The 23,033-nt window shown below is 73.0% G+C and carries 17 protein-coding genes; 7 read left to right on the top strand and 10 right to left on the bottom strand.

The window, feature by feature from the left end; translation table 11 throughout:
* Window positions 1–11: 11 nt before the first annotated feature.
* A complete protein-coding gene (locus tag AB0C27_RS53120) occupies window positions 12–329 on the bottom strand; it encodes an antibiotic biosynthesis monooxygenase (protein WP_357862435.1) in 318 nt (105 codons plus the stop codon).
* 160 nt (window positions 330–489) lie between these two features.
* Here AB0C27_RS53120 and AB0C27_RS53115 point away from each other — a divergent pair, with 160 nt between their 5' ends.
* The 3 genes from AB0C27_RS53115 to AB0C27_RS53105 all read left to right on the top strand — a co-directional run bounded on the left by AB0C27_RS53115 (window position 490) and on the right by AB0C27_RS53105 (window position 4,825).
* Window positions 490–1,383, top strand: a complete 894-nt coding sequence (locus tag AB0C27_RS53115) for an AraC family transcriptional regulator (protein ID WP_357862433.1) — start codon at window positions 490–492, stop codon at window positions 1,381–1,383.
* A 119-nt stretch (window positions 1,384–1,502) separates the two neighbouring features.
* Complete coding sequence (locus AB0C27_RS53110; RefSeq protein WP_357862431.1) at window positions 1,503–2,531, top strand: LacI family DNA-binding transcriptional regulator; 1,029 nt, start codon at window positions 1,503–1,505, stop codon at window positions 2,529–2,531.
* Window positions 2,532–2,599: 68 nt separating this feature from the next.
* Window positions 2,600–4,825, top strand: coding sequence for a glycosyl hydrolase family 28-related protein (locus AB0C27_RS53105; RefSeq protein WP_357862429.1), 2,226 nt, complete (start codon window positions 2,600–2,602; stop codon window positions 4,823–4,825).
* A gap of 32 nt (window positions 4,826–4,857) precedes the next feature.
* Here the strand turns inward: AB0C27_RS53105 and AB0C27_RS53100 are convergent, their stop codons facing one another.
* From AB0C27_RS53100 to AB0C27_RS53075, 6 genes are read right to left on the bottom strand one after another with little or no spacing between them, the layout of a single operon-like run.
* Complete coding sequence (locus AB0C27_RS53100) at window positions 4,858–6,300, bottom strand: sulfatase-like hydrolase/transferase (RefSeq protein ID WP_357862427.1); 1,443 nt, start codon at window positions 6,298–6,300, stop codon at window positions 4,858–4,860.
* 57 nt (window positions 6,301–6,357) lie between these two features.
* A complete protein-coding gene (locus tag AB0C27_RS53095) occupies window positions 6,358–7,197 on the bottom strand; it encodes a carbohydrate ABC transporter permease (protein ID WP_357862425.1) in 840 nt (279 codons plus the stop codon).
* Window positions 7,194–7,814: a sugar ABC transporter permease gene (locus AB0C27_RS53090; protein ID WP_357862423.1), complete on the bottom strand. Its 621-nt coding sequence runs from the start codon at window positions 7,812–7,814 to the stop codon at window positions 7,194–7,196. Before AB0C27_RS53090 ends, AB0C27_RS53095 begins: the two co-directional genes overlap by 4 nt.
* Window positions 7,815–7,846: 32 nt before the next feature.
* Window positions 7,847–8,086: a hypothetical protein gene (locus AB0C27_RS53085; RefSeq protein ID WP_357862421.1), complete on the bottom strand. Its 240-nt coding sequence runs from the start codon at window positions 8,084–8,086 to the stop codon at window positions 7,847–7,849.
* Entirely contained in the window at window positions 8,083–8,880 is a 798-nt protein-coding gene (locus tag AB0C27_RS53080; protein ID WP_357862419.1) for an extracellular solute-binding protein, read from the bottom strand. The genes AB0C27_RS53085 and AB0C27_RS53080 overlap by 4 nt, the downstream gene beginning before the upstream one ends.
* 30 nt (window positions 8,881–8,910) lie before the next feature.
* Window positions 8,911–9,003 carry a twin-arginine translocation signal domain-containing protein gene (locus tag AB0C27_RS53075; protein ID WP_357862417.1) on the bottom strand — a complete coding sequence of 31 codons (93 nt, stop codon included), beginning with the start codon at window positions 9,001–9,003 and terminating at the stop codon, window positions 8,911–8,913.
* A 160-nt stretch (window positions 9,004–9,163) separates the two neighbouring features.
* On the opposite strand from AB0C27_RS53075, the gene AB0C27_RS53070 reads away from it, so the two are divergent.
* Complete coding sequence (locus AB0C27_RS53070) at window positions 9,164–10,174, top strand: LacI family DNA-binding transcriptional regulator (protein WP_357862416.1); 1,011 nt, start codon at window positions 9,164–9,166, stop codon at window positions 10,172–10,174.
* A 16-nt stretch (window positions 10,175–10,190) separates the two neighbouring features.
* On the opposite strand, the gene AB0C27_RS53065 is transcribed toward AB0C27_RS53070, so the two are convergent.
* Both AB0C27_RS53065 and AB0C27_RS53060 read right to left on the bottom strand, forming a co-directional pair.
* On the bottom strand, window positions 10,191–11,261 hold the full coding sequence (locus AB0C27_RS53065) for an FAD-dependent monooxygenase (protein ID WP_357862414.1): 1,071 nt from the start codon (window positions 11,259–11,261) through the stop codon (window positions 10,191–10,193).
* A gap of 147 nt (window positions 11,262–11,408) precedes the next feature.
* Entirely contained in the window at window positions 11,409–14,432 is a 3,024-nt protein-coding gene (locus AB0C27_RS53060; protein WP_357862412.1) for a BTAD domain-containing putative transcriptional regulator, read from the bottom strand.
* A gap of 198 nt (window positions 14,433–14,630) precedes the next feature.
* Between AB0C27_RS53060 and AB0C27_RS53055 the strand changes: the two genes are divergently transcribed.
* Genes AB0C27_RS53055 through AB0C27_RS53045 form a run of 3 tightly spaced genes read left to right on the top strand, consistent with a single transcriptional unit; the run spans window position 14,631 to window position 22,056 of the window.
* A complete protein-coding gene (locus tag AB0C27_RS53055) occupies window positions 14,631–15,959 on the top strand; it encodes an SWIM zinc finger family protein (protein ID WP_357862410.1) in 1,329 nt (442 codons plus the stop codon).
* On the top strand, window positions 15,956–19,204 hold the full coding sequence (locus tag AB0C27_RS53050) for a hypothetical protein (RefSeq protein WP_357862408.1): 3,249 nt from the start codon (window positions 15,956–15,958) through the stop codon (window positions 19,202–19,204). Before AB0C27_RS53055 ends, AB0C27_RS53050 begins: the two co-directional genes overlap by 4 nt.
* On the top strand, window positions 19,201–22,056 hold the full coding sequence (locus AB0C27_RS53045) for a hypothetical protein (RefSeq protein WP_357862406.1): 2,856 nt from the start codon (window positions 19,201–19,203) through the stop codon (window positions 22,054–22,056). Before AB0C27_RS53050 ends, AB0C27_RS53045 begins: the two co-directional genes overlap by 4 nt.
* A 43-nt stretch (window positions 22,057–22,099) precedes the next feature.
* Here AB0C27_RS53045 and AB0C27_RS53040 read toward each other — a convergent pair whose 3' ends face one another.
* Window positions 22,100–22,984, bottom strand: coding sequence for a helix-turn-helix transcriptional regulator (locus AB0C27_RS53040; RefSeq protein ID WP_357862404.1), 885 nt, complete (start codon window positions 22,982–22,984; stop codon window positions 22,100–22,102).
* Window positions 22,985–23,033: the final 49 nt, after the last annotated feature.

Here is a 23,033-nt window from a genome sequence, read left to right as displayed (position 1 = left end):
CCGGGGCGGCGTCAGAAGGTGGCCTTGCCGCCGACCGGGACGTAGTCCGTGTACGGCTGCTCCGCGGCGACCAGCTCCTGGACCTGGGCGACGAGGTCCTGGGCGGCCTGGCCGGCGAAGAGCCGGTGGTGCTCCTCCTCACTGCTCCAGCCCTCGGTGACGTGGACGACGTCGGGGTCGGAGGCCGACCGGCTGACGAGGTAGACCAGGCAGTGCTCGCTCGCGGCCGGGTTGCCCTCGTTCAGACCGGTCAGCAACAGCTCGACCAGCCGCTCCCCCATGCCGGGCTTGGCGGTCATGGCAGCGTTGAACCCGTATCCGACCTTCATGGCGATGCTCCTTCTCGGGATGTACGTTCCTCCAGCAAGGCGATTCTCCGCCGCCCGACTGTGTGATTCCATTTCACCGCTTGAGCTGCTCAGACGGTAGAATGAACCTCCTCACTTCTTGCCCGATCCTCCACACCAAGGGTGTGATGAAATCCAGAGCATGGGATTCGACGAACTCCGCGCGGCGCTGGCCCGGCACGTCCGGCCCGACGAGGCCACCGCCATCGACGGCCTGTACATCGCGCGGGTCGAGCGCGACGGCCCGCCGTCGCCCTCGATGTCCGGCACGGTGCTGGCGGTCCTCGCCCAGGGCGCCAAACAACTCACGGTGGGCGACCGGGTCCTCGAATACCGCCCGGGCAGCTACCTGGTGGCCTCGGTGGACCTGCCCGTCAGCGGCTCCTTCGTGGACGTGAGCCCGGAGCGCCCGGCTCTGGGGCTGGCGCTCGTCCTGGAGCCGCCGGCCATCGCCGACCTGCTGCTGCAGGCGGGCTCACGCGGCCTGCCCCGCCCCCGGGCGGGGGCGCTGCCGGGCATCGCCGTGGCCGGCATGACGGACGGCCTGCTCGACGCGCTGATCCGCCTGGTCAACCTGCTGGACGACCCAGGCGACCAGGCGGTGCTGGCGCCGCTGGTCAAGCGCGAGATCCTCTGGCGGCTGCTCACCGGGGAGCAGGGCGACGCCGTACGCCAGCTCGGCCTGGCCGACAGCAGCCTCAGCCACGTCTCCAGGGCCGTGCGGTGGATCCAGGACCACTACGCCGAGCCTTTCCGCGTCGAGGAGCTGGCCCGGCTGACCGGCATGAGCCCTTCCGCGTTCTACCGCCACTTCCAGACCGTCACCGCGCTCAGCCCGATCCAGTTCCAGAAGCAGATCCGGCTCCAGCGGGCCCGGCTCCTGCTCGCCTCCCGCGCCCACGACGTCACCGCCGTCGCGCACCGCGTCGGCTACGACAGCCCGTCCCAGTTCAGCCGCGAATACCGGCGCCAGTACGGCGTCCCGCCCAGCCACGACGCCGCCCGGCTGCACGACGCCGCCGCCCCCGCGCGGTGACCCCGTCGCCCTCGCCGTGATCATGGTAATGCGAATTATTACTGGGCTTTCACTCTTGACGCCGGGCTCGGTGAGGTCGCAGACTCCCAGCTGACGCCCTTGAGCGAGGAGAGGGAGCCGTGGCGAGACGTCTCACGCAGCAGGACATCGCCCGCATGGCGGGAGTGAGCCAGACCACCGTGTCGCTGGTGCTCAACAACCGCGCGGAGGGCGCCGTGCGCATCTCTCCCGAGACCAGGGAGCGCGTGATCCGGGTGATCAAGGAGACCGGCTACATCGCCGACCCGGCCGCCCGCCGGCTGGCCGAGGGCCGCAACCGCATCCTCGGCGTCTTCACCTACGAGGCGGTCTTCCCGGCCACCAGTGCCGATTTCTACCATCCGTTCCTGGTCGGCATCGAGGAGTGCACCGAGGAGGCCGGCTGCGACCTGCTGCTGTTCACCAGCGCGCGGGCCTCGGGCCGCCGGCGGCGGATCTTCGACCAGGACAGCCGGGTGCGCCTGGCCGACGGGTGCGTGCTGCTCGGCCACACGGTCGACCGTGACGACCTGGCGCGGCTCATCACCGACCAGATCCCGTTCGTGTCGGTGGGCCGCCGCGACGACGCGGGCGGGCCGGTGCCGTACGTGGGCGCCGACTACGCCTCCGCCGCCGGCGCCCTGGTACGGCGGGCGGTGGCGCTCGGGCACCGCAGGCTCGTCTACGTCGGAGCCGGGACGGGCGCGGAGTCCTGGGCCGACCGCCACCGCGGTTTCCTGGACGCGGTGACGGAACTCGGCGTCGAGGGCGTCAAGGCGGGCGGCGCGCCGGACGTGGACGCGGTGCTCGCGACCGGCGCCACGGTCGCGTTCTTCGAGGAGCAGGCCGACGCTGTCACCTTCATGGCGGCGGCGCGGCACCGGATCTCCGTCCCCGCCGACCTGTCCGTGGTCACGCTCGGCTCGGCCACCCGGCCGGTCCGCTCCGACATCGACTTCACCGGATTCCTCATCCCCCGGCGCGAGATGGGCCGCAGGGCCGTCGAGCTGCTGACCGGGGTGATCGAGAGCGGCGGCACCCCCCAGGAGCTGCTGCCGTGCGAACTCATCGAGGGCTCCACCCTCGCCGCCGCCGGACCCGGTGCCGGGCCTCGGCCTCCCGCGTCCTGATCGTCTTTCGTTCTCACCCGGCCGCAGCACATCGAGGAACGGGCCGGGCTTCAAGGGGTGAACCAGCCATGTACTCTCGTCGCGCTTTCGTCACGCTGGCCGCGAGCACAGCCGCATTACCGCTGCTCCCGGCAACCGCCGCATCGGCCGGTGGGCTGAACCCGACCGCGCCAGCCGGGCCCGTCGGCCCCGCCGGCCCCGTTGATCACCTGGACCCGACCACGTTCACCTCGGTCTTCACCGCGCTCCCGCCCGACCCGTACGCCGTGGTGCTCGGCGGGCCGGGCTTCGAGGCCCCGGCCGACGGTACGGGGGACGCCACGGCGGCGCTGCAGGCGGCCGTGGACGAGGCGTCGCGGCGCGGGATCGCGAACGGGCTCGGCGACATACTCGGCGGCGCCCGCGACTTCCCGCCCGGCGACGGCGGCGGCGTGGTGCTCGTCCCCGAGGGCACGTACCGGCTGTCGGCCCCTGTGAACGTGCACGACTCCGTACGCGTGATCGGCTACGGCCGGCGGCGGCCCCGCTTCGTCCTCGGGGCGGACTCCCCCGGCTACGCCTCGGGCACGGCGCGCGACGTGTTCGCCTTCCGCCGGCGCCCGGTCGGCGGCCCCGTCACGTACGCGAACAACGACACGTTCGGCACCGCGCTGGTGAACCTGGACATCACCATCGAACCGGGCAACCCTGACGCCATCGCCGTGCGGTTCGGCGGCGCGCAGCTCTGCCTGCTGCAGGACCTCGACATCGACGCCGGCGACGGCCGCGCGGGCATCGACCACAACGCCAACCTGATCCACCGGGTACGGGTGCGCGGCGGCGAGGTGGGCCTGAACGCCTTCGCCGCCTCGGCCGGCTGGCAGACGACGCTGCTCGACTGCCGGTTCGAGGGCCAGCGCCGGGCCGCCGTGGTGATGAACAACGACGCCAAGCTCGTCGTCGTCAGGGCGATCGTCGCGCGCACGCCACGGGCGTTCGAGTCGGTGCCCGGCCAGTGGCAGCACCTCTACGTCCAGGACTCCCACTTCCAGGACGTCGGCGACGTCGCCGTGGTGCTCAACGACAGCGCGTCGATCCCCGGCGCGGACGACGACCGGATCCGCCGCAGCAACCAGCTCACGCTGCTCAACTGCACCACCTCGGCCACCCGGGACCTGCTCCTGCTGGCCGGCAGCGGCGCCCGCACCGCCGTCGGGAAGCCGTCGGCGCTGGTCCGCGAGCTGACGTACGGCCTGCGCGTCGAACGCGCGCTGACCGGCAGGGAGACCAGGCGCGAAGGCGTGCACGCCGACCTCACGGCGGGCGCCCCCACGGCCAGGGTCCGGGCGAACCTGCGCGCCGACACCCCGCCGCCGCCACCGGTCAGGACGTGGGTGAGCGTCGCCGACGTCGCGGCCGAGATGGGCCGCACCATCGGCAAGGGCGAGGACGACCTGGCCGTCTTCCAGGCGGCCGTGGACCGGCACGACACGGTGTTCGTCCCGATCGGACGGTACGTTCTCTCCGACACGCTCAAGCTGCGGCGCACGTCCAACCTGATCGGCCTGCACCCCCGGCAGACCTGGCTGCTCGCCGTCGACGGCCACCCGCACTTCACCGACCCCGGCGCGCCACGGGCGCTGGTGTCGACCCCGCGCGGCGGCCGGAACACCGTCACGGGCCTCGGCCTGGACACCGCCCGGCAGACCCCGGGCGCGGTCAACCTCCTCTGGCGCTCAGGCGCGGACTCCTATCTGGCGGACATCACCACCCAGTTCGTCAAGTGGCATCCGGCGGACGCCCCCTCGGGCGACCCCGGCTACACCTACAGGGGCGCGCACAAGTACGGCATCTGGGTGCGCGGCGGTGGCGGCACGTTCGTCAACGTGTGGAGCATCAACGGCTGGGCCGAGAACGGCCTGCTCGTCGAGGACACCGACGTGCCCGCCCGCCTGTACGAGCTCTCCATCGAGCACCACGAGACCCGCGAGGTGGTGCTGCGCAGGGTGTCGGGGTGGCGTTTCCTCGGCCTGCAGACCGAGGACCACATCTACGGCTGGCGCTCGCAGGCGGTCGAGATCGAGCGCTGCCGGGACATCCTGCTGGCCAACTCCGTGCTCTTCCGGGTGGCCACCGTGCTCGGCCCGCACCCGTACGGGGTGAGCGTGCGCGACAGCCGGCGGGTGACGCTGCGCGGCAATCGTGGCTACCGGGACAAGACGCCCGAGTTCACCCAGTGGGGCGCGGCTGTGTTCGACCACCGCAGCGGGCGGAGCGTCCCCGAGATCGAGTTCACCCTGATCGAGATCGGGTGACCGGCCGGTGAGGACGCGCGGCGGACGCGTCCTCACCAGTCCCCGAGCCGTGGCCGGCTGCGGTCCTCGGTGGCGACCAGGACGTCGAGCAGCGACTCCTGCAGCCCGGCCCGGACGGTCGCGTGCGCCGGGTCGTCCCACAGGTTGTCCAGCTCCGCCGGGTCGCGCTCCAGGTCGTACAGCTCACCGGTGCGCGCCCGGGTCGTGGACGGCGCGCCGTGGTAGACGACGATCTTCCAGTGGTCCCGCCTGAGCATCGTGGTGTGCACCGGCTCCGCGTACGGATGACCGCTGTTGCGGTATTCGCACAGGGCCCAGCCCCTGACCGGCGCGTCCCGCTTACCACGGGCCAGCGGCAGCAGGTCCAGCCCCTGCCCGCGCGGCAGCGGCGGCGCGCCGGCCGCCGCGAGGAACGTGGGCGCCAGGTCGATCCACTGCACGAGCTCCGCCCGCCGCTCGCCGGCGGGCAGCCCGGCCGGCCAGCGCATGATGAGCGGGACCCGGACGGCGCACTCGTACATCATCGGGCCCTTGAGCATGAGCTGGTGGTCGCCGAGCATCTCGCCGTGGTCGCTGGTGAAGACGACTAGGGTGTTCTCGGCCAGGCCCGTCTCGTCGAGGGCGGCGAGGATCCGGCCCACCTCGTCGTCCACGAGGCTCACCATCGCGTAGTAGTTGACCTTGACGTCGTGCAGCTCGGACTCGGTGTACTCGACGTAGCCGCGGGCGTGGCCGGCGTAGGAGCGGTGGGACGCCTCGGTGAGCACGGGGGGCTTGCCGGCCAGCTCCTGGTCTCGGGTGACCGAACGCCGCAGAGACTTGCCCCGGTAGGCGTCGGCGTACTCCTTCGGCGCGCCGAATCCGTGGTGCGGGTCGAAGAAGTTGGCCACGAAGAAGAAGGGTCTGCTCGTGTCGCGTGAGCGCCGCAGGTAGTCGATGGTCTCGTCGCCGATCCACCGGCTGTAGTGGAACTCGGTGGGCAGGGCGTCGAAGCCGGTGCCCGAGCCGGCCCGGGCGGCGGAGTCGTACAAATCCGGCCGGACGGCGCGCAGCCACCGGTGGTAGGCGTTCTCGGACGACCCCGGATAGGGGTCGTGGGCCCAGCGGAACACCCGGAAGCCGTCGTCGAGCCGCGGTTCGAGCCGGCCGTCCGAGCAGGCCCCGCCGACGTGGAACTTCCCGACCAGGCCGCAGTCGTAGCCGTGGTCGGCCAGGGTGCGCGAGAACAGCCGCTCGTGCGCGGGCAGGCCGACGCCGTTCGCCCAGGCTCCGTGCGCGTGCACGTAGCGGCCGGTCATGAGGCTGGCGCGGGAGGGGCCGCAGACGGGGCTGTTGACGTAGCAGTTCTCGAACAGCACGCCCTGCTCCGCCAGCCGGTCGAGGTGGGGCGTGTGGATCTCGTCGTTGCCGTACGCGCCCAGCGCGTCGAAACGTTGCTGGTCGGTGCAGATGAGCAGGATGTTCGGTGCGTTCATGACTCTCAATCCGGGTGAAGCGCGCCGGGGCCGCACGGCTCCGGCGGGGTCGGCGCGTCAGGACTTCACGGCTCCGGCGACGCCTTCGACGAAGTAGCGCTGGAGGGCGAGGAAGACGAGGAGCAGCGGGATCAGCGAGATGGTGCCCGCGGCGGCCAGGCCGGACCAGTCGGTGGAGTTGGTGCCGCGGAAGGCGAGCATGCCCACCGAGAGCGTGCGCAGGTCCGGGCGGCTGAAGGTGAACACCAGCGGCAGCAGGAAGTTGTTCCAGGCCGCCAGGAAGGTCATCACGCTGACGGTCGCGGTGACCGGGCCGGCCAGGGGCAGCACGACGCGGAAGAACGTACGCAGGAAGCCCGCGCCGTCCATGATCGCCTCTTCGAGCTCGCGCGGGATGCGGGCGAAGTAGCCGGCGTAGAGCAGGACGGCCGCGACGTGGCCGCCGCCCGCGAGGGCGAGGACGATGCCCGTACGCGAGTTCAGCAGCCCCAGGAGGTCGCTGAGCTCCACCACCGGGATGATCGTCAGGCCGCCTGGCGCGAACAACGTCGCCACCAGCACGCCGACGACCACGCGCTTGCCGATGAAGTCGCGGCGGGCGATGACGTAGCCGGCCAGGGCGCAGCGCAGGACGACCAGCACCACCGTGCTCAGGGTGACGAGCACGCTGTTCACCGTGTAGAGCCCGAAGTCGGCGTCCCGCCAAGCCCGCGCGTAGTTCTCGAAGTGCGGCGAGCCGGGGATCAGGCCGAGCCCGCCGGAGAAGACCCCCAGCGAGTCCTTCAGCGAGGCGGAGACGATCCAGAGCAGCGGATAGATCCACACCACGCAGACGACGGCGAGCACGGCCACCTGGGCCCAGATCCCCAACCGGCGGCGGACGGCGGAGACGTTCATGAGCTGCTCCTGACGCGGTTCGCGTAGCGGAGGCCGGCGGCCTGGATCGCGGCCAAGACGAGCGTGATCCCGAACCACTTCCACATGTGCACGCCCATCACCGTCCACAGGGAGGTGGCGGGGTCGCCCAGGAAGTCGACGGGCTGATCGACGATCCCGAGGCCGAGCAGCAGCTGGTTCACCGGGCCGCCGGCGGGGTCGAAGATGAACCCCATGACCACGCCGATGATCGCCGTCGTCGTCACCACGGGCACGAACAGCGCGGTCCTGAACAGCTTGGCCAGGGGCAGCCGCGGGTTGTTCAGGACGAGCGCGACCAGCAGGATCAGCCCGACCCGCAGCGGCACGGTCATCGCGATGATCAGCAGGGTGACCCCGAGCGACTTCCAGAACAGCGGGTCGCCGAACGCCTCACGGTAGTTGGCCAGGCCGATGAAGGGCCGCTCGGCGCCGAGCCCGTTCCAGTCGAGCAGGGAGTAGTACAGGCCGGAGACGATCGGCCAGACCGTGTACATGCCGAACAGCACGACGGTGGGCAGCAGGAAGACGTACGACCAGCGTTCCGACCACAGTCTGGCGGAGAGCCCCCGGCGGCGGACCGTCGCCTTTGGTGTCACGGTTCGTGTCGCCTTTTGTGTCGAGGTGCTCGTCATTGCCGGTACATCTCCGCCGTGTAGTCCTCGCCGCGCTTCCAGTTCGGGAAGGCCCAGTCGTCGAGACTCACCCGCACCCCCTTGCCCGACACCACCCGCGTGGCGCGCTCCCGCTCGGCGGCGAGCTTGCCGTTGTGCTCGCGCAGCGTCCTGCCGATGTCGGTGATCTCGCCGCTGAGGATGCCCTGGGTGATCTCGCCGAGCGTGGGTCTCTGCTCCTTCGTCTCGCTGATCACCTGGGTGACGGCGGGGTTGCGGGAGACGGGGCTGGGCGCGAGCCGGACGTTCCGGCCGAACAGCTCGACCGCCCGCTTGTACGTCGGGTGCACGTCCGCCGTGGCCACGGCCTCCAGGTCGAGGGGCACCTGGTCCATGTAGCTCGCCAGCGCCCGGTTGAACTCGGGCCCGGTGCACTGGGCCAGCAGCTCGGAGGCCGCTTCGACGTGCTTGGACTTGCCGGACACGAACAGCTGGCCCTCCCGGCCGACATGGCCAGCTCGGTGACGTGGGTCTGCATCCGCTCCTGGAACTGCAGCCCCTGGATCCAGCCGTACGCCCGGCCGCCGCCGTCCTTGGTGATCCGCGCGGCGAGAGCGCGGAACTCGTCCCACGTCGCGGGGCCCGCGTCCGGATCGCCGCCCACCTTCTCGACCAGGTCGCGGTTGAACCAGTTGAGTGTGGCGTACTGGCGGGGGGTGAAGACGGGAGAGGTGTAGAGCTTGCCGTCGAAGACGTGCAGTCCTTCGAGCAGGCTGTCGGCGGGGAGTTTCGCCCGGATCGCGTCGGGGTTCGCGAGGGGGGAGAACCAGCCGCCGGCGACCAGGGCCGCCTCCGACGATCCGAGGCCGACGACCGTGTGCACGTCGGCGATCTGGTTGCTCTTGAACGCCAGTTGCAGCGCCTGGCCCATCTCGCTCGGGTTGTAGACCACGTGCTCCACCCGGGTTCCGGGGTGGGCCTTGCCGTACTCGGCGAACATGCGCTCGTACAGCGGCTTGAGCGGCTGGAAGTGATCCCACCAGCGGATCACGTCGGCGCCGGCCGTGGTGGCCGCCTCCTGCTACGAGCTGCGGCTGCATCCGGAGACGCCGAGGACGCCCGCCAGGGCGGCGCCGGACAGTCCGAGGAATCGCCGGCGGCCGAGATCGGTCATGGTGGGTCCTCTCCTTCCCGCCGGGATCGAGGCGCGGGAACTGAGACGAGGGGGCAGGATGGGGGGGATGGGGGGGGGAATGGGGGCATGAGGGCATGGCCGGATGCTCCGGACCTGGGCCGATCCGAAGGCGAACGTTCGCCCTTCGGAGGTAAAGACCGTGGCCAGTGTCTCGCTCAGGGACGTCGCCGCGCGCGCCAACGTGAGCTTCCAGACGGTGAGCAAGGTGCTCAACGGCAAGGGCGCCGTCACCCCGGCCACCCGGCAGCGCATCATCGAGGCGGCCGAGGAGATCGGCTACATCCCCAACGCGCTGGCCCGCAGCCTGCAGTCACGCAGCTCGCTGACGCTCGGGGTGATCACCGTCGACTTCAGCAACTCGACGGCGGCGCTGTCCCTCGTCGGCATCGAGCGCGAGGCACGCCGGCACGGCCTCAGCGTGATCCTCAGCAGCCTGGATCCCGACGGCTCCGACTGCGTGCGTTACCTGCGCGTGCTGATGGAACGCCGAGTCGACGGCATCATCATGAACGCCCCCGCGACCGAGGAGGACGAGGAGGTCGGACGGCTGCTGCGCGGCGGGCCGCCCTGCGTCAGTCTGCACGACATCGCCGGCGGCGGGGTCCCGTCCGTCACCATCGAGGCCGAGAACAGCGCGGCGCTCCCGGTCCGCCACCTGCTCGCGCTCGGCCACCGCCGGATCGCCACGGTGACCGGCCTGCTGCGGCGGCACAGCGCGCAGCAGCGCACCGCCGTCTACCGGGAGGTGCTGGCCGGGCATGGCCTGGCCTACGATCCGCTCCTGGTCGAGGACGGCGCGTGGGAGGTCGAGGGCGGCTACGCGGCCACGCACCGGCTGCTCGACCGAGCGCCCGACATCACCGCGATCTACGTACAGAACGACCTCATGGCCGTCGGGGTGCTCAACGCCCTGCACGAGCGGGGGCGGCGCGTCCCCGACGACTGCTCGGTGGTCGGCTGTGACGATCATCCGGTCGCGGCCCGTACGATCCCGCCGCTGACGACCGTGCGGATGCCGTTCTACGACGCCGGGGCGGCCGCCGTCCGCCTGCTCCTCGATCGCATCGCGGAGCGGAGCGCGTCGGCGCAGGAGGTCCTGCCCGTCTCCATGGTCTACCGCGCCTCCACCGCCGCGCCGCCGGCCGGTTGACGATCCTGCGGCGGGGTCAGGATCCGGACGTCTTGAGTGACGACGGGTAGTCGTCCAGGGTCATGGACTCGTACACGCGCCCGCTCTTGGTGGTGAGGCGGAGCAGGGCGCGCCTGGGGCCGGCGGGCAGGGCGGAGATGAGGCGGATGCCCTGGGCCAGCGCCGAGACGCCGAGGCGGGAGGTGGGCACCAGGGTCTTGGCCGCGCTGAGCGCCGCCGCGCGGCTGCCGCGCACGTGCCCGGCCATCGCGCGCTCGTACGCGGGAAAGGCGCGCTCGTGATCGCCGCCCGCCCGCGCCAGCTCCCCCGCCAGCACGTACGCGCCGACGACGGCCAGGCTGGTGCTGCCGCCGACGGCCGGCCCGGGGCAGTAGCCCGCGTCGCCGACGAGCGTCACCCTCCCCCGCGACCAGGTGTCCATGCGGAGCTGGGAGATCGAGTCGAAGTAGAACGCCGGGGTGCGGCCGAGCTCGTCCAGCCAGCGGTCCACGTCGGGATGCAGCCCCTCGAACGCGCCGCGCAGCAGCTCCTTCTGGCGGGGCACGTCGTGGCGGTGGTAGTCGAGCTCGCGCTCGCTCCGGAACAGGAACAACGCCCGTGCCTCGCGGCGGCGCACGTTGGAGTGCAGCCCGTCCGCGCCGACGACGAGGTCGAAGCGGCGCGGCGGCGCCTGCTCGAACCGCACCTCGCCGTCGGGCGAGATCGCGGTGATCGAGTCGTCGAAGACGTACTCGACGTCGTCGCGCGTGGCGTCATAGTAGATCTCGCTCAGGTCGTCGCGCATGATCTCGACGTGCCGGCCCGACGCGACGCTGAAAATCTTGCCGAGGTCCACCCGGACGGGACGCCGCGCGCCCTCACCGCGCAGGGTCATCCGCGTCGTGCCGGTGGCCCGCTCCTCGACGCGCGGGAGCACGCCCATCTTCTCCGTGATGTCCATCGCGGGCCGGAACAGGTCCACCGCGTGGCCGCCGGTCCAGCGCGGGGCCGGTGCCCGCTCGACGACGGTGACGGAGCAGCCGTGCCTGGTCAGCCAGTACGCCAGCACGGGGCCGGCGATGCTGGCGCCGGAAATGAGAATCCGCATGAACCCGCCCTCGTCTCTGTGGCTCGACCGGCATCGTGGCCGGTCGTGCCCGGTCGTGGGCCCCCAGTGTCGCCGCCGGTGCGCGGTGGTGGATTGAACGAATGTTCCCTGGCCCGTTCGTCACGGTGCCTTGTGCGCGCCGTACGGTCAGGCGGTGTGCTGCTCGATCAGCGCGGCGACCTCGCCGGCCTCCGGTGCGGACGTGGCCTCCAGGAGGGTGAGGGCGCGGCGCCAGGCGGCCACGGCGGCGGGCAGGTCTCCCGCGTCGCGGTGCACGTCGCCCAGCAGGCGCAGGGCCAGGCCCTGGCGGCTCGGGGCCTGGATGGCCGCGCACATGGCGACGATCTCGTCGAGCAGCGCGGCCGCCGCGTCCAGACGCCGCTGCCTGCGCCACACTTCGGCCTGGGTGAACAGCACGCGGGCCTGCCCTACCTTGTCGCCCATATCGCGATATATGGCCACGGCCCGTTCCAGGAGGGGTTCGGCGTCGGCGAGATCCTGCCGGGCGAGCCGCGCCTCGGCCAGGCCCAGGGAGGCGTAGCCGACGCCGCTCGGGAAACCGAGCGCGCCGAGCACGGCCAGCGCCTGGCTGAAGTGGCCTTCCGCGGCGGCGGGGTCGCCCTGGGTGAGCACGATCTCCCCCAGCACGATCCTGGTGAACTCGCGCGAACGCACGTCGCCGATCTCGTCCGCCATCCGCACCGCCCGCCGGACGAACGTGCCGGCCTGCTCCAGCCGGCCCATGCGGAAGTGGATCCGGCCGATGCCCCGCAGGACGGTGATCTCCGTGCTCCGGTCGCCGGCCCGTGCCAGGCCCTCGCCGGCCTGTTCGTAGCAGGCCAGCGCGTCGGCGTCGCGCCCTTGGAGCCGGTGCAACTCGGCCTGGTTGACCAGGGCCAGGGCGTGCCCGTGCCGGTCGCCGGCCTTGTCGAACAGCTCCAGGGCCTCCTCAAGGGCCAGGCCGCACCCGGTCCGGTCGTCGAGGGCGAAGCACAGCCGGGCGAGCCCGTGCAGCATGGCCGCCTGCCCGCGCAGGTCGCCCGACACGCGGGCTCTGCGCAGCGCGGTCTCATGCGTGACGCGCCATTCGTTGTGGAAGTTCCTGGTCTGGAACAGGTCCAGAGTGCTGGTGGCCAGGTCCCAGCAGAGCTCGTCGAACCCCAGCGCCGCGCACTGGCGCACGCCCTCCACGACGCTCGCCGCCTCGGCCTCGATCCAGGCCAGCGGGTCGGCCACCACGCCTCCCGCGGCCTTCGCGTCGAGCCGCCAGACGATCCCGTCGCCGTGGACCATCCGGTAGTCACCGCCACACAGCCGCCGGTGTGCTCGCCTGGCCAGGTCGAGCCAGGAGCTGAAGGCACGTTCGAGAGCGGCGGAACGTGCGCCGTCCGGCTCGTCGGCCTCGGCCCGCTCCCGCGCGTACGCCCGGATCAGGTCGTGGAACCGGAAGCGCACCTGCCCGCCGGGCCCGTGACCCGCCACCTCAAGCAGGCGGACGTCGGCGAGCTGTTCCATCAGCTGCTCGGCCTCCGGCTCGGACGTGTCGAGCAGCGCGGCGCCGGCCCAGATCGCGAAGTCGGGCGCCTCCAGCAGGCCCAGCAGGCGGAACATCCGCTGCGCCTGGGACGGCAGGCTCTGGTAGCCGATGGCGATGCTGGCCCGGACCTCGCGGGAGCCGTGGGAGAGCTGGCCGAGCCGGCCGCGCGTGTCGCTCAGGCGGGTGATCAGGTGGCCCAGGTCCCAGTGGGGGCGCGCGGCGAGCTTGGCGCCGGCGATGCGCACGGCCAGCGGCAGCTCGCCGCAGAGCCGGACCAGGGTGCGGGCCTCGGAGGGCGTGTCGACGACCTTCTCGGCGCCGATGATGTTCCCCAGCAGCTCGACCGCGTCCGCGACGGGCAGGACGTCCAGGTCGATGCGCCGGGTCGCGGGGAGCATGGCCAGCCGCTGCCTGCTGGTGATCAGTACGGCGCAGCCGCGCGTGCCCGGGATGAGCGGGCGTACCTGGGCCTCGTCCGCCGCGTTGTCGAGCACCATGAGGTAGCGCCGGTCGGCGAGGGTCTCGCGGTAGAGCTCGACGCGCTCGTCCAGGTCGGCCGGCAGCCGGGAGCTGTCCAGGCCCAGGGCGCGCAGGAACCGGCCCAGCGCCTCGGCCGCGTCGAGCGGATGCCGCTCGCACCCGCGCAGGTCGATGTAGAGCTGGCCGTCGGGGAACTCGTGCCTGAGCCGGTGCGCGACGTGCACGGCCAGCGTGGTCTTGCCCACGCCGCCCTGGCCGGAAATGGCGCTGACGGGCACGGCCGTGCCGGCGGATGTGCCGTGCGCCGAGAGCAGGTTCCGCGTGACCGCGGCCACCTCGTCGCGCCGGCCCACGAAGTCGGCGTGGTCGGGCGGGAGCTGGCAGACCGTGGTGCGCGGTCCGGGTTCGGCCGCGCTCAGCTCGTCGGCCAGGGTGACGGCGTGCAGCCGCCTCAGGTCGAGGCCGGGTTCCGCGCCCCGCTCTGCGACGAGGTGCGTGCGCGCCCGCTCGTAGGTCTCCAGTGCGCGATGGCGCTGGCCGGCCCGTACGTACGCGAGCATGAGCAGGTGCCAGGCCCGCTCGCGCAGAGGCTGCTCGGCGACGAACGACCGCAGGTCGCCGATCACCTCCGCGGGCGAGCCGGCCCCCAGCCTGGCCTCGGCGTCGTCCAGGCGCGTCTCGGCCAGCCGTTCCTCCAGCTCGGCCACCCGTTCGCGCATCCAGTCGTGCACCTGGACGCCCTCGGCAGGACGCCCTCGCCACAACGCCAGTGCCCCCTGGAACCCGCGTGCCGCGGCGACGAGGTCGCCCCGCCGCGCGTCGGCCCGCGCCCGGCGCACCTCACGGTCGAAGACCAGCAGGTCGACGTCCTCCTCGTCCGCCTCAAGCAGATATCCGGAGCCCCTGGTGAACAGGCGGACGTCGGACCCGAGCGCCTTCCTGATGCGGGCGACGTGGGTCTGCAGGTTGGAGACGGCGGAGGGCGGGGCCGTCTCCCACAGCGCGGCGATCAGCCGGTCTCTGGAGACGGGCGCGTTGACGTTGAGCAGGAGCGTCGTCAGGACCACGTGCTCCTTGCCCTTGAGCGCGATCTCCCGCCCGTCCGCCGCGCGCACCTGGACGGGGCCCAGAATGCCGAACGTCGCTCCAGCCATGGCCCGTGCCTCCACTGAGTGGATGTGTGGCTCCCCCGACAGAGTTCGATCACTAGTAGCGCGCGGTCATGGCGGCCGTCAAGGCCCGGGGTCGAGTGCCGTCGCACACCACCGTGAACGTCCCGCGCGGTGGCCCATGAAAGTGCCTCTGATCAGCGGCGAGCCGGTTTGTCGGTGCGTTGATCTACTGTCCCGGCCATGACCTCATCGACGCAGGCGTACACGTACGCCGCGCCCTCCTCCCTCGTCGACGGCCGGCTCGGGCTGGCGACCTCCGGCGGGCGGGCCCTGTCCGGCCCGGCCGTGGCCCCCCGGTTCTTCAGCGGCGTGGTGACCCAGGCCGCTCCCGCCGCGGCGGCCCTGCTCGGCGTCGCCGACGTGGCGCTGGCCCGCTACCACCAGCCGCAGTCGCGGCCCGGCTGGGTGCGCGACCCCGTGGTGACGTGCAACGGCGACCGGCTGCGGTTCGAGTCGTTCTCGGCCTGCGGCGGCGTCTACGCCCGGCTCGACCTGCTGAGCGGCGCGCTCGACGGCGAGGTGTTCGACCGGGGCACCACCAACGTCGACGTCAACGCGCCGCTGCGCGAGGCGCTGGCCCGCATCGGCGCGCGTGACCCGCTGCACCTGGGGGTGGGCCTCGACGAGCTGGTCGTGACCACGATGGACGGCGCGGTGGTGGAGAAGAAGGTGCCGCTGCCCGAGCGCTGGCTGCGCGGCTTCGCCGAGGTGCAGGTCATCGCCTCCGGCATGGACCAGCGCGGCGAGCTGGCCGGCATGGCGGCGGTGCGCTTTTTGCGCGGGCTGCCCAGGAAGGACACGGTGTGGGTGGCGCAGGCGGGCCGCGAGCTGAAGGTCTCGCCCCGTCGGATCGCCGGCTCGGTCCAGCTCGCGAGCCCCAACCGGCTGGCCACCCTGCTGCCGCTACTGCGCTTCGCGAAGTCGCTGCGGGTGTACGGGCCCGCCGACGCCTCCTCCAGCGCCTGGGAGCTCGAGCTGCCCGGCATGCGCTACACGCTCACCCTGTCGCCCGCGCGCTGGCGCGGCTTCTCCGGCGAGGGCGCGGTGCTCGACGACCTGGCCACCGACGAGGCCGACGCCGACGCCGACGTGGTGGGCATGCTGCTCAACTTCGAGCCCGAGGTCGAGATCGGCCTGCTGGCCGACCGCGCCGGCCTGCCCGCCGACCGGGTGCGGGCGGCGCTGACCCAGCTCGGCGTGGCCGGCCGGGTCGGCTACGACCTGTCGGAGGCCGCCCACTTCCACCGCGAGCTGCCGTACGACAAGGACGACGTGAGCCTGCTCAACCCGCGGCTGGCCAAGGCGCGCAAGCTCGTCGAGGCGGGCGCCGTGCGGCTCGACGGAGAGTCGGCCACCGTCAGCACCTCGGGCGGCACCCGCCAGGTCTCCCTGGCCGACGGCTCCTGCACCTGCGAGTGGTGGTGGGACCATCGCGGCTCGCGCGGGCCGTGCAAACACGTGCTGGCCGCCCGGATCGTCGCCCGCGCCGCCGTGGAGGTCTCCCGATGACCCTCTGGACGGAGATCCGCGACCTGGTCGCCGCTAATCAGGTCATCCGCCTGACCGACCGGCTGGTCACACTCACCGACGCCGAACGCGCCGAGCTGGGCGGGCACTTACCCGGCCTGGTCAAGGAGCTGCGCCGCGCCCACACCGAGCGGGTGCGCGCCGAGCACCCCGACGACTTCGAGGAGCTGTCCTCCTGGCAGATCGGCGACGCGCTCGACACGGCGTCCCAGGCGCTGCTGCTGACCGGTGTCGGTGTCATCGGCGGCCCGGCCGCCGCGGTGACCTGGATGACCGGCCGCGACGTCAACCGCCGCTGGGCCGCCGCCATCGACGTCGCCCAGGTGTGCCGGGTGGCGGGCACCCGCCCCCTGGAGTGGCGCCGCGACGTCGCGGTCCGGCTGGCCAGGCGGATCCGCCGGCCCAATGACCGCATCGCGCCGCTGGCCCTGGCGCTGCTGCGCGAGTCCGGCGCCGTGCCGCCCGACCACGACCCGCTGGTGGCCGCCTGGCTGGCCGCACCGAGCGTGGCCCGTGACCCGCTGACGGGCGTGCTGCTGCCCCGGGTCTTCGACGCCGGCGGCGCGGGCCGGGCCCTCCGTGACGAACGGCTGGAGCCGCGGCCGTCGCACTGGCTGGCCACCGCCGCCCGCGAGCTGCCCAGAGACCAGGTGCTCGACAGTTGCGTGCGCCGTTTCCTGCGCGGCGGCGAGGCGCAGGACCTGCGCTTCTTCGTCCGGCTGCACACGCTGCTCGCCCCCACGCCCGCCGAGACTGCTCCCCGCCTGCGCGACTACCTGCGGCTGCTGCCGTCAGCCCCCGGTACGGTCGCCGAACTGGCCGCTGGGCAGGTGCGCGCGGCGCCGCTCGACCACGCCGACCTGGTCGAGGCGGTCGAGGCCCTGACCTTCAGGGCCGAGGCCAAACTCGCCGTCACCGGGCTGCGCTGGCTCGACCAGGCGCTCCGGGCCACGCCGGAGGCGGCCGGCGACTTCGTGGCCGCGCTGACCACGGCGTACGCGCACGACTCCTTCGACGTGCGCAACCGCGCGGTCGAGCTGAGCCTGAAGCACGCCGAGGCGTTCGCCGGCCACGCCGAGGCGATCCTCGACGGCCTCCGCCACCTGGCCCCCGGCCTGGGCGCGAGGCTGGCCGAGCGGTTCGGCGGACAGGCCCCGGCCGAGGCGCTGCCGGAGGAGAAGGAGTTCCCGCCGCTGCCGGAGCTAGCCGAGCCGCAGCCGTTCCCCGAGCCGTCGCTCGCGCCCGGCCGCGTCGAGGGCTGGGCCGGCCGCGAGCGCTGGCTGGCGGCCTTCGTCGCCGGAGCCGCCGCCGACAGGGAGGAACTGCGCCGCCGGCTCAGGTTCCACGTCGAGCAGATCCAGCCGCACGTGTACGGCTGGCGGGGCAAGGACATGCGCCTCGACCCCGGCGACTGGCAGTCGGCGCTGTCCGCCGAGCTCGTGAACCCCGGCAGCGCGCCGCCGCGGCCGCCGGTCAGGCCGCAGAGGTTCTGGGACTCGGCGAACCACTCCGTACGGGTGCGCGTCCTCACCCGTGGCGAGGAACCCGGCGACGAGCCGTCGCCCCGGCGGATCACCGTGGGCGGCTTCTACCGGCCCGGCCGCTACCTCGATGACGACGCCCCACTGCGTGCCTTTTTCATCACCTGGACCAGCGACGACGGCCCGGCTCATGCGGTGGCCCGCGAGGGCGGGCGGCAGGTCCCCTTCTCCAACGGCCGGATCGACCTGGGGCCCTCCCCCACCGACGCCGACTCCACCTACGCCGACTCCAGCGACACCGGCACCACCGGCACCGGCACCACCGGCACCGAGCTGCCGCCGGAGCACGACGAGGACCGCCATGGCGACCCGCGTCCGGATCGTCCGGCGGGGCCCCGCGGCCTTTACGACGGCTCCGCGAAGGCCATGCCGTCCCGCGTCCTGGACATCGCCTATGAGCGGATGGCCGAGCTCGGCGTCGACCCCGCCAGGATCAAGGCGATGCGATCAGGCCGCCCGGTGCCCCCGCCGGGCGCGGACGAACCGCTCGTGCAGGTGACCGTGGTCTTCGTCCCGCCCCGGCTGCGTTCCTTCATGCCGGAGCCGCTGCCCGAGCACGAGGAGTGGCGGCGGCGCAATTACCTGCCCTCTCCCAACCAGGTCCCCCCGCCGCACGACTTCCTGCTCCACCGCTACGCCGAGCTCCTCGCAGCCCTCCGCGACGGCGCCCTGCAGCCGGTGCTGCTGGCCACGCCTACCTGGATGAGCGGCCATCTCGACCCCGACGTGCTGGTCGACCGGCTGGAGACCTGTGCCGCCGCCAGAGTCGAGCCGGTCCCGTCCGACCTGGCGCAGGCGCTGCTGCGGTTGCCCAGGGGCCGCCACCAGACCGCGGCCGACCGGGCGGCCAAGGTCGACTCGGAGGCGGCGCGCTCGGCCGCCCGCTGGCTCGCCGGTGACGGCCTGGCCGACCCCGAGTGCGGCCTGGTGTGGCGCCACATGGTCGGCGCGACCATGGTCGAGTTCGGCGACACGGAGCCGGACCACTTCACCGAGGTCAGGCTGCGGCCCGTGCTGCGGGTGACGGCCCCGACCGGCCACCGGCTGATCGACGAGGTGCTGCTGCGCGAGCCGTCCGAATGGCTGTTCGACCAGTACAACAGCACGATCGGGGTCTGGCCCGCCATGGTGCCCTCGCATCGCGAGATCGTGGCCGTCAACCTGCTCCCCTATCTGCTGCGCGGCCACTGGGGCACGTGGGCGGCTCCGGCGGAGATCGCCGACCTGGAGCTCGCCCAGGGCCCGCTCGGCGAGGCCACCGCGGTGATCCTCGCCTACCTCCTCGTCAGCGGCGTGCCGGACATGATCCCGCTGATCCTGCGCATGGCCGCCAAGAGCGAGCTGCCCGCCGAGGCGATCGGCCGCCAGCTCGCGCTGGTGCTGCGCCGCACCTGGCTGCAGACCCGTCCCGCCATCGCGGTCCTGACCGAGCTGGCCGACGCCGGCGGCCACCACGAGGTGTGGCGCATCCTGCGTGTCCTGCTGCCCGAGCTGCTGCCGCGCGAGGGGCAGCGGGCGAGCGTGACCCACACCGAGCTCGTCGCCTTCGCCGCCGACGTGGCCGGCTGGACCGGCGCGCGCGGGGAGATCCCGGCCGTGGCCGCGTTCACGGGAAGCCGGCGCACGAGCCGCTTCGCCCACGAATGCCGCCGCCTGCACGCCCAGCTCACGGAGGCCACGTCATGACCATTGACGGCGTTCGTACAGAGATCAGGGCTCTCGTGCTCGACCACGACGCCGAGGGGCTGGCCGGGCGATTACCGCGGCTCACCGACGCCGAGCGGGCCGCCGTCGCCGCCGACGCGCCCGGCCTGCTCGCCGTGCTCCGCGCCAACCGGCCCGCCGGTTGGGACACGCTCGACCTGGACGCCGTCGCGGCCGAGGTGCTGATGATGGTGGGCGCGGCGACCCTGCCGGGGCCGGCCGGGGCGGCCACCTGGCTGATGCGGCGCGACTTCAACCTCCCCCGTTGGGCCGGCGCGCCGAGCCCGCACCGGGTGGTGCGGGCGATCTCCGGCCGCCCGGCGTCCTGGCGTGCCGATCTCGCGGTACGGCTGGCGCGCCGCGTCCGCCGTACCGACGACCGGATCGTGCCGCTGGCCCTGGAGCTGCTGCGCGACGCCGACGTCATTCCGCCCGACCACGAGCCGCTGGTGGCGGCCTGGCTGTCGGCGGCGGGCGTGCCCGGCGACCCGCTGACACCGCACCTGCTGCCGAAGATCTTCGAAGCGGCCGGCGCGGGCCGGGCCCTGTCCGGCGAGACGCTCACCCCTGAGCCGTCCCACTGGCTGGCCCTGACCGCCCGCACGCTGCCGCGCGAGCAGGTCATCGACGGCTGCGTGAGCCGGTTCCTGCGCGGCGGCGACGTGCGCGACCTGCGCTTCTTCGTCCGGCTGCACACGCTCGTCGCGCCCACGCCGCAGGAGTCGGCCGGGCGGCTGCGCGACTACCTGCGGCTGCTGCCCGTCGCGCCGGGCCCGGTGGCCGAGCTGGCCTGGCGGCAGGTGCGCGGGGCTCGGCTCGATCCCGCGGACGTCGCCGAGGCCGTCGAGGCGATGACCTTCCGCCAGGAGACCGGGCTCGCCGTGAAGGGCCTGGCCTGGCTCGACCGTCACCTCGGCGAGCATCCGGAACGGGTGTCCGACCACGTCACGGCGCTGACCCACGCCTACGGGCACGCCGCGCACGAGGTACGCGACCGCGCGGTCACCCTCACCCTCAAGCACGCCGCCCACCTCACGGACGCGGCCCCGATCCTGGAGGCGGCCGAACTGCTGCCCCCCGCCTCGGCCCGCCGGCTCTTCGAGCGCTTCGCGGAGGGCTGGACCGGCGACTTCACCCCCGGCCGCCTGCCCGAAACCACCGTCCCAGGCCCGTTCCCGAACGTGGACGCGGAGTTCGGCTCGTTCTCCGGTTCAGGTGCGGAGAGCGGCCGGTCGGCGGAGGCCGGGTGGATCGGTGTGGAGGCGTGGCTGGCGGCGGTCACGCGGCAGGCGTACACCGACCCGGCCGCCCTGAAGCGGACGCCGGCCCGCCAGTTCGGCGAGGAGCTGCGGCCGGTGCTCTACGACATGCCGGAGTGGCGTTCGCCTCGTGACTGGTGCACCGCGCTGGCCAGGGAACTCGTCAATCCCGGCGAGGATCCGGGCCCGCCGGACGCGCGTCCGCCGAGGCGGCGCGCCTCGTCCTGGGGGACGACGTCCGACCAGCGGACCGGCGCGACTCAGGCCGGCCTGGGCGATCTTGGTCAGACCCTGTACGACAGCATGATGAACGTCGCGGTCACCGCGTACGAGCTGTTCCCCGGCCTACGCCCGCTCTTCCCGCTGCACGAGATGCCCGACTCCTTCCAGGAGCAGTTCCTGCGGACGGCCGATTCCAGGACCGATCCGCACGAACCGGAGGCCGCCCCAGAGGATCTCTACGACCCGCGAACCCGGCCCGCGTCCGCCCCCTGGAGCCGTCTCCCGCCGTCGCGGCGGTGCGCCCACCCCGACCTCTTCCTGCTGTCCCGCCTCGACGAGCTGCTGCGCGCGGCGAAGGCCGGCACTCTGCCCCCGCTCCTGCTGGCCACCCCCACCCGCGCCGACGGCCACCTCGACCCGGAGACGCTGCTCGATCGCCTGATCGTGTGCGCGGCGTCCGGCCGCGAGCCGCTGCCGCTGGACCTGCAGCAGGCCCTGTTGCGCGTCCCGCCCGGCCCCTCCCCCGACCTGGCCGAACGCGCGAGAGCCATCGGGACGGCCGCCGCCGCGACCGTGGCCCACTGGTTCGGGCGCGGCGCGCCGCCGTCCCCGCGGGTGGAGCTGACCTGGTCCCCAGGCGATGGCACCTACGGCGGAGACGCCCGCGACCGGCGCGGCAGCGTCCAGGTGAGCTGGGAGCCGATCCCGCCCACGGGCCTCGCCCGCCTCGACACCCTGCTGACTGCGCCCAGGACGATCTCGTTCCGGCGCGGGTCACGGGAGTTCTGGCCCGGTATGACGCCTCATCACCGGGAGCTGGCAGCGGCCCACCTGGCGATCGGCCTGATCGACGGCTACCACCTGCCCCAGCTCACGATCGACGACCTCCATGCCCTGGCCCAGGCCGAAGGCACGTCGGGACCGGCGACCGCCCTGATCCTGGCCTACTTCCTCACCTTGGAGGGCGACGAGGCGGTGCCCCCGCTGCTGCGGCTGGCGGCCAAGGACGCGCTGCCCGCCGCCGAGACGGGCCGGCTGCTGGGGCTGCTGGACCGGCGCACCCGCTTTCCGGCCGGCCCGGCGTTGCCCTCGCTGGAGCTGGCCGCCAGGCAGGGCGCGCACGCCGAGGTCTGGACGATCCTGCGCCACTTCCTGGCCGCCTTCCTCCCGGGAGAGGGCGAACGGGCCCAGCGCCCGCACACCGACGCCGTCGTCCTGGCCACCACCATCGCAACCTGGGCCGGAGCGCGCGGCGAGATCGCCGAGGTGGCCGCCCACGCGAAGAGACGCGGTTCGACCTCGCTGACCAGGGCCTGCCGCAGCCTGCACGAGTTCCTGACCCGAAATCCCTGACCGGCGCAGCTCCCGCGAAAGGGGGCCGGCCACCACCCGGCCCCTACCGTCCTGGCGGTGGGGGTGCGGGTGCCGGGTCTGTCCCCGGTCTGGTCAGGGTCCAGCTCGCGAGCAGGTTGAGGGCCTCGCGGGACGCCGTCCCCGGCTCGGTGGTGTAGACGAACATGGTCTGGTCGTTGTCGCCCGGCATGGTGAAGGTCTCGAACTCGACGGTCAGCTCACCGACGACGGGATGGCGCAGGGTCTTGCTGCCGAACGTGCGCTGGTAGACACCGTGGGCGTCCCACCAGGCGCGGAACTCCCCGCTGTGCTCCGACAAGGTCGCCAGCAGGTCGCGGGCGAGCGGGTCGTCGGGGTTGGCGGCCAGGTCGAGGCGGAGGCTCTCGACGCAGTTGCGGGCGTGCTCCTCCCAGTCGACGAACAGGTCTCGGGCGGCCGAGTCGAGGAACATCCAGCGCGAGTAGTTCCGCTCCCTGGGCGGCATCGCGTCGAAGTCGGTGAACAGCGCGCGGGCCAGCCGGTTGGCGGCGAGCACGTCCGTCCGCCTGCCCAGGATGAGCACCGGATTTCCGTCGAGGCTGTCGAGCAGCTGGTAGAGCCCGGGCCGCACCCGCTGGACGCTCGGCGCGCGCCGGCGCGTGGTGCGCGTCGTCGCGCCGACCAGCTCGCGCAGGTACGTCCGGCCGGCGTCGTCGAGGTCGAGCGCGTTCGCGACGGCGTCGAGCACCTGGTCCGACGGCGTGATGCGGCGCCCCTGCTCCAGCCGCGTGTAGTAGTCGGTGGACACGCCGGCCAGCAGCGCGACCTCCTCCCGGCGCAGTCCTGGGACGCGCCGGATCCGGTCGTCGGGCGGCAGCCCGGCCCGCGCCGGATCCACCTTGCTCCGGGCACGACGCAGGAAGTCGGCCAGCTCACGATTGACGCTCATACCCCCATGGTGCCAAGCGGGCCGCCGTCGTGCCTGGGTCTGAGAGTCC

It is taken from the genome of Nonomuraea sp. NPDC048882, assembly GCF_040649755.1.
GTDB classification, from domain to species: Bacteria; Actinomycetota; Actinomycetes; order Streptosporangiales; family Streptosporangiaceae; genus Nonomuraea; species Nonomuraea maheshkhaliensis.
The sequence above is the reverse complement of the archived record's forward strand: the minus strand, read 5'-3'. Positions and strand labels throughout refer to the sequence as shown.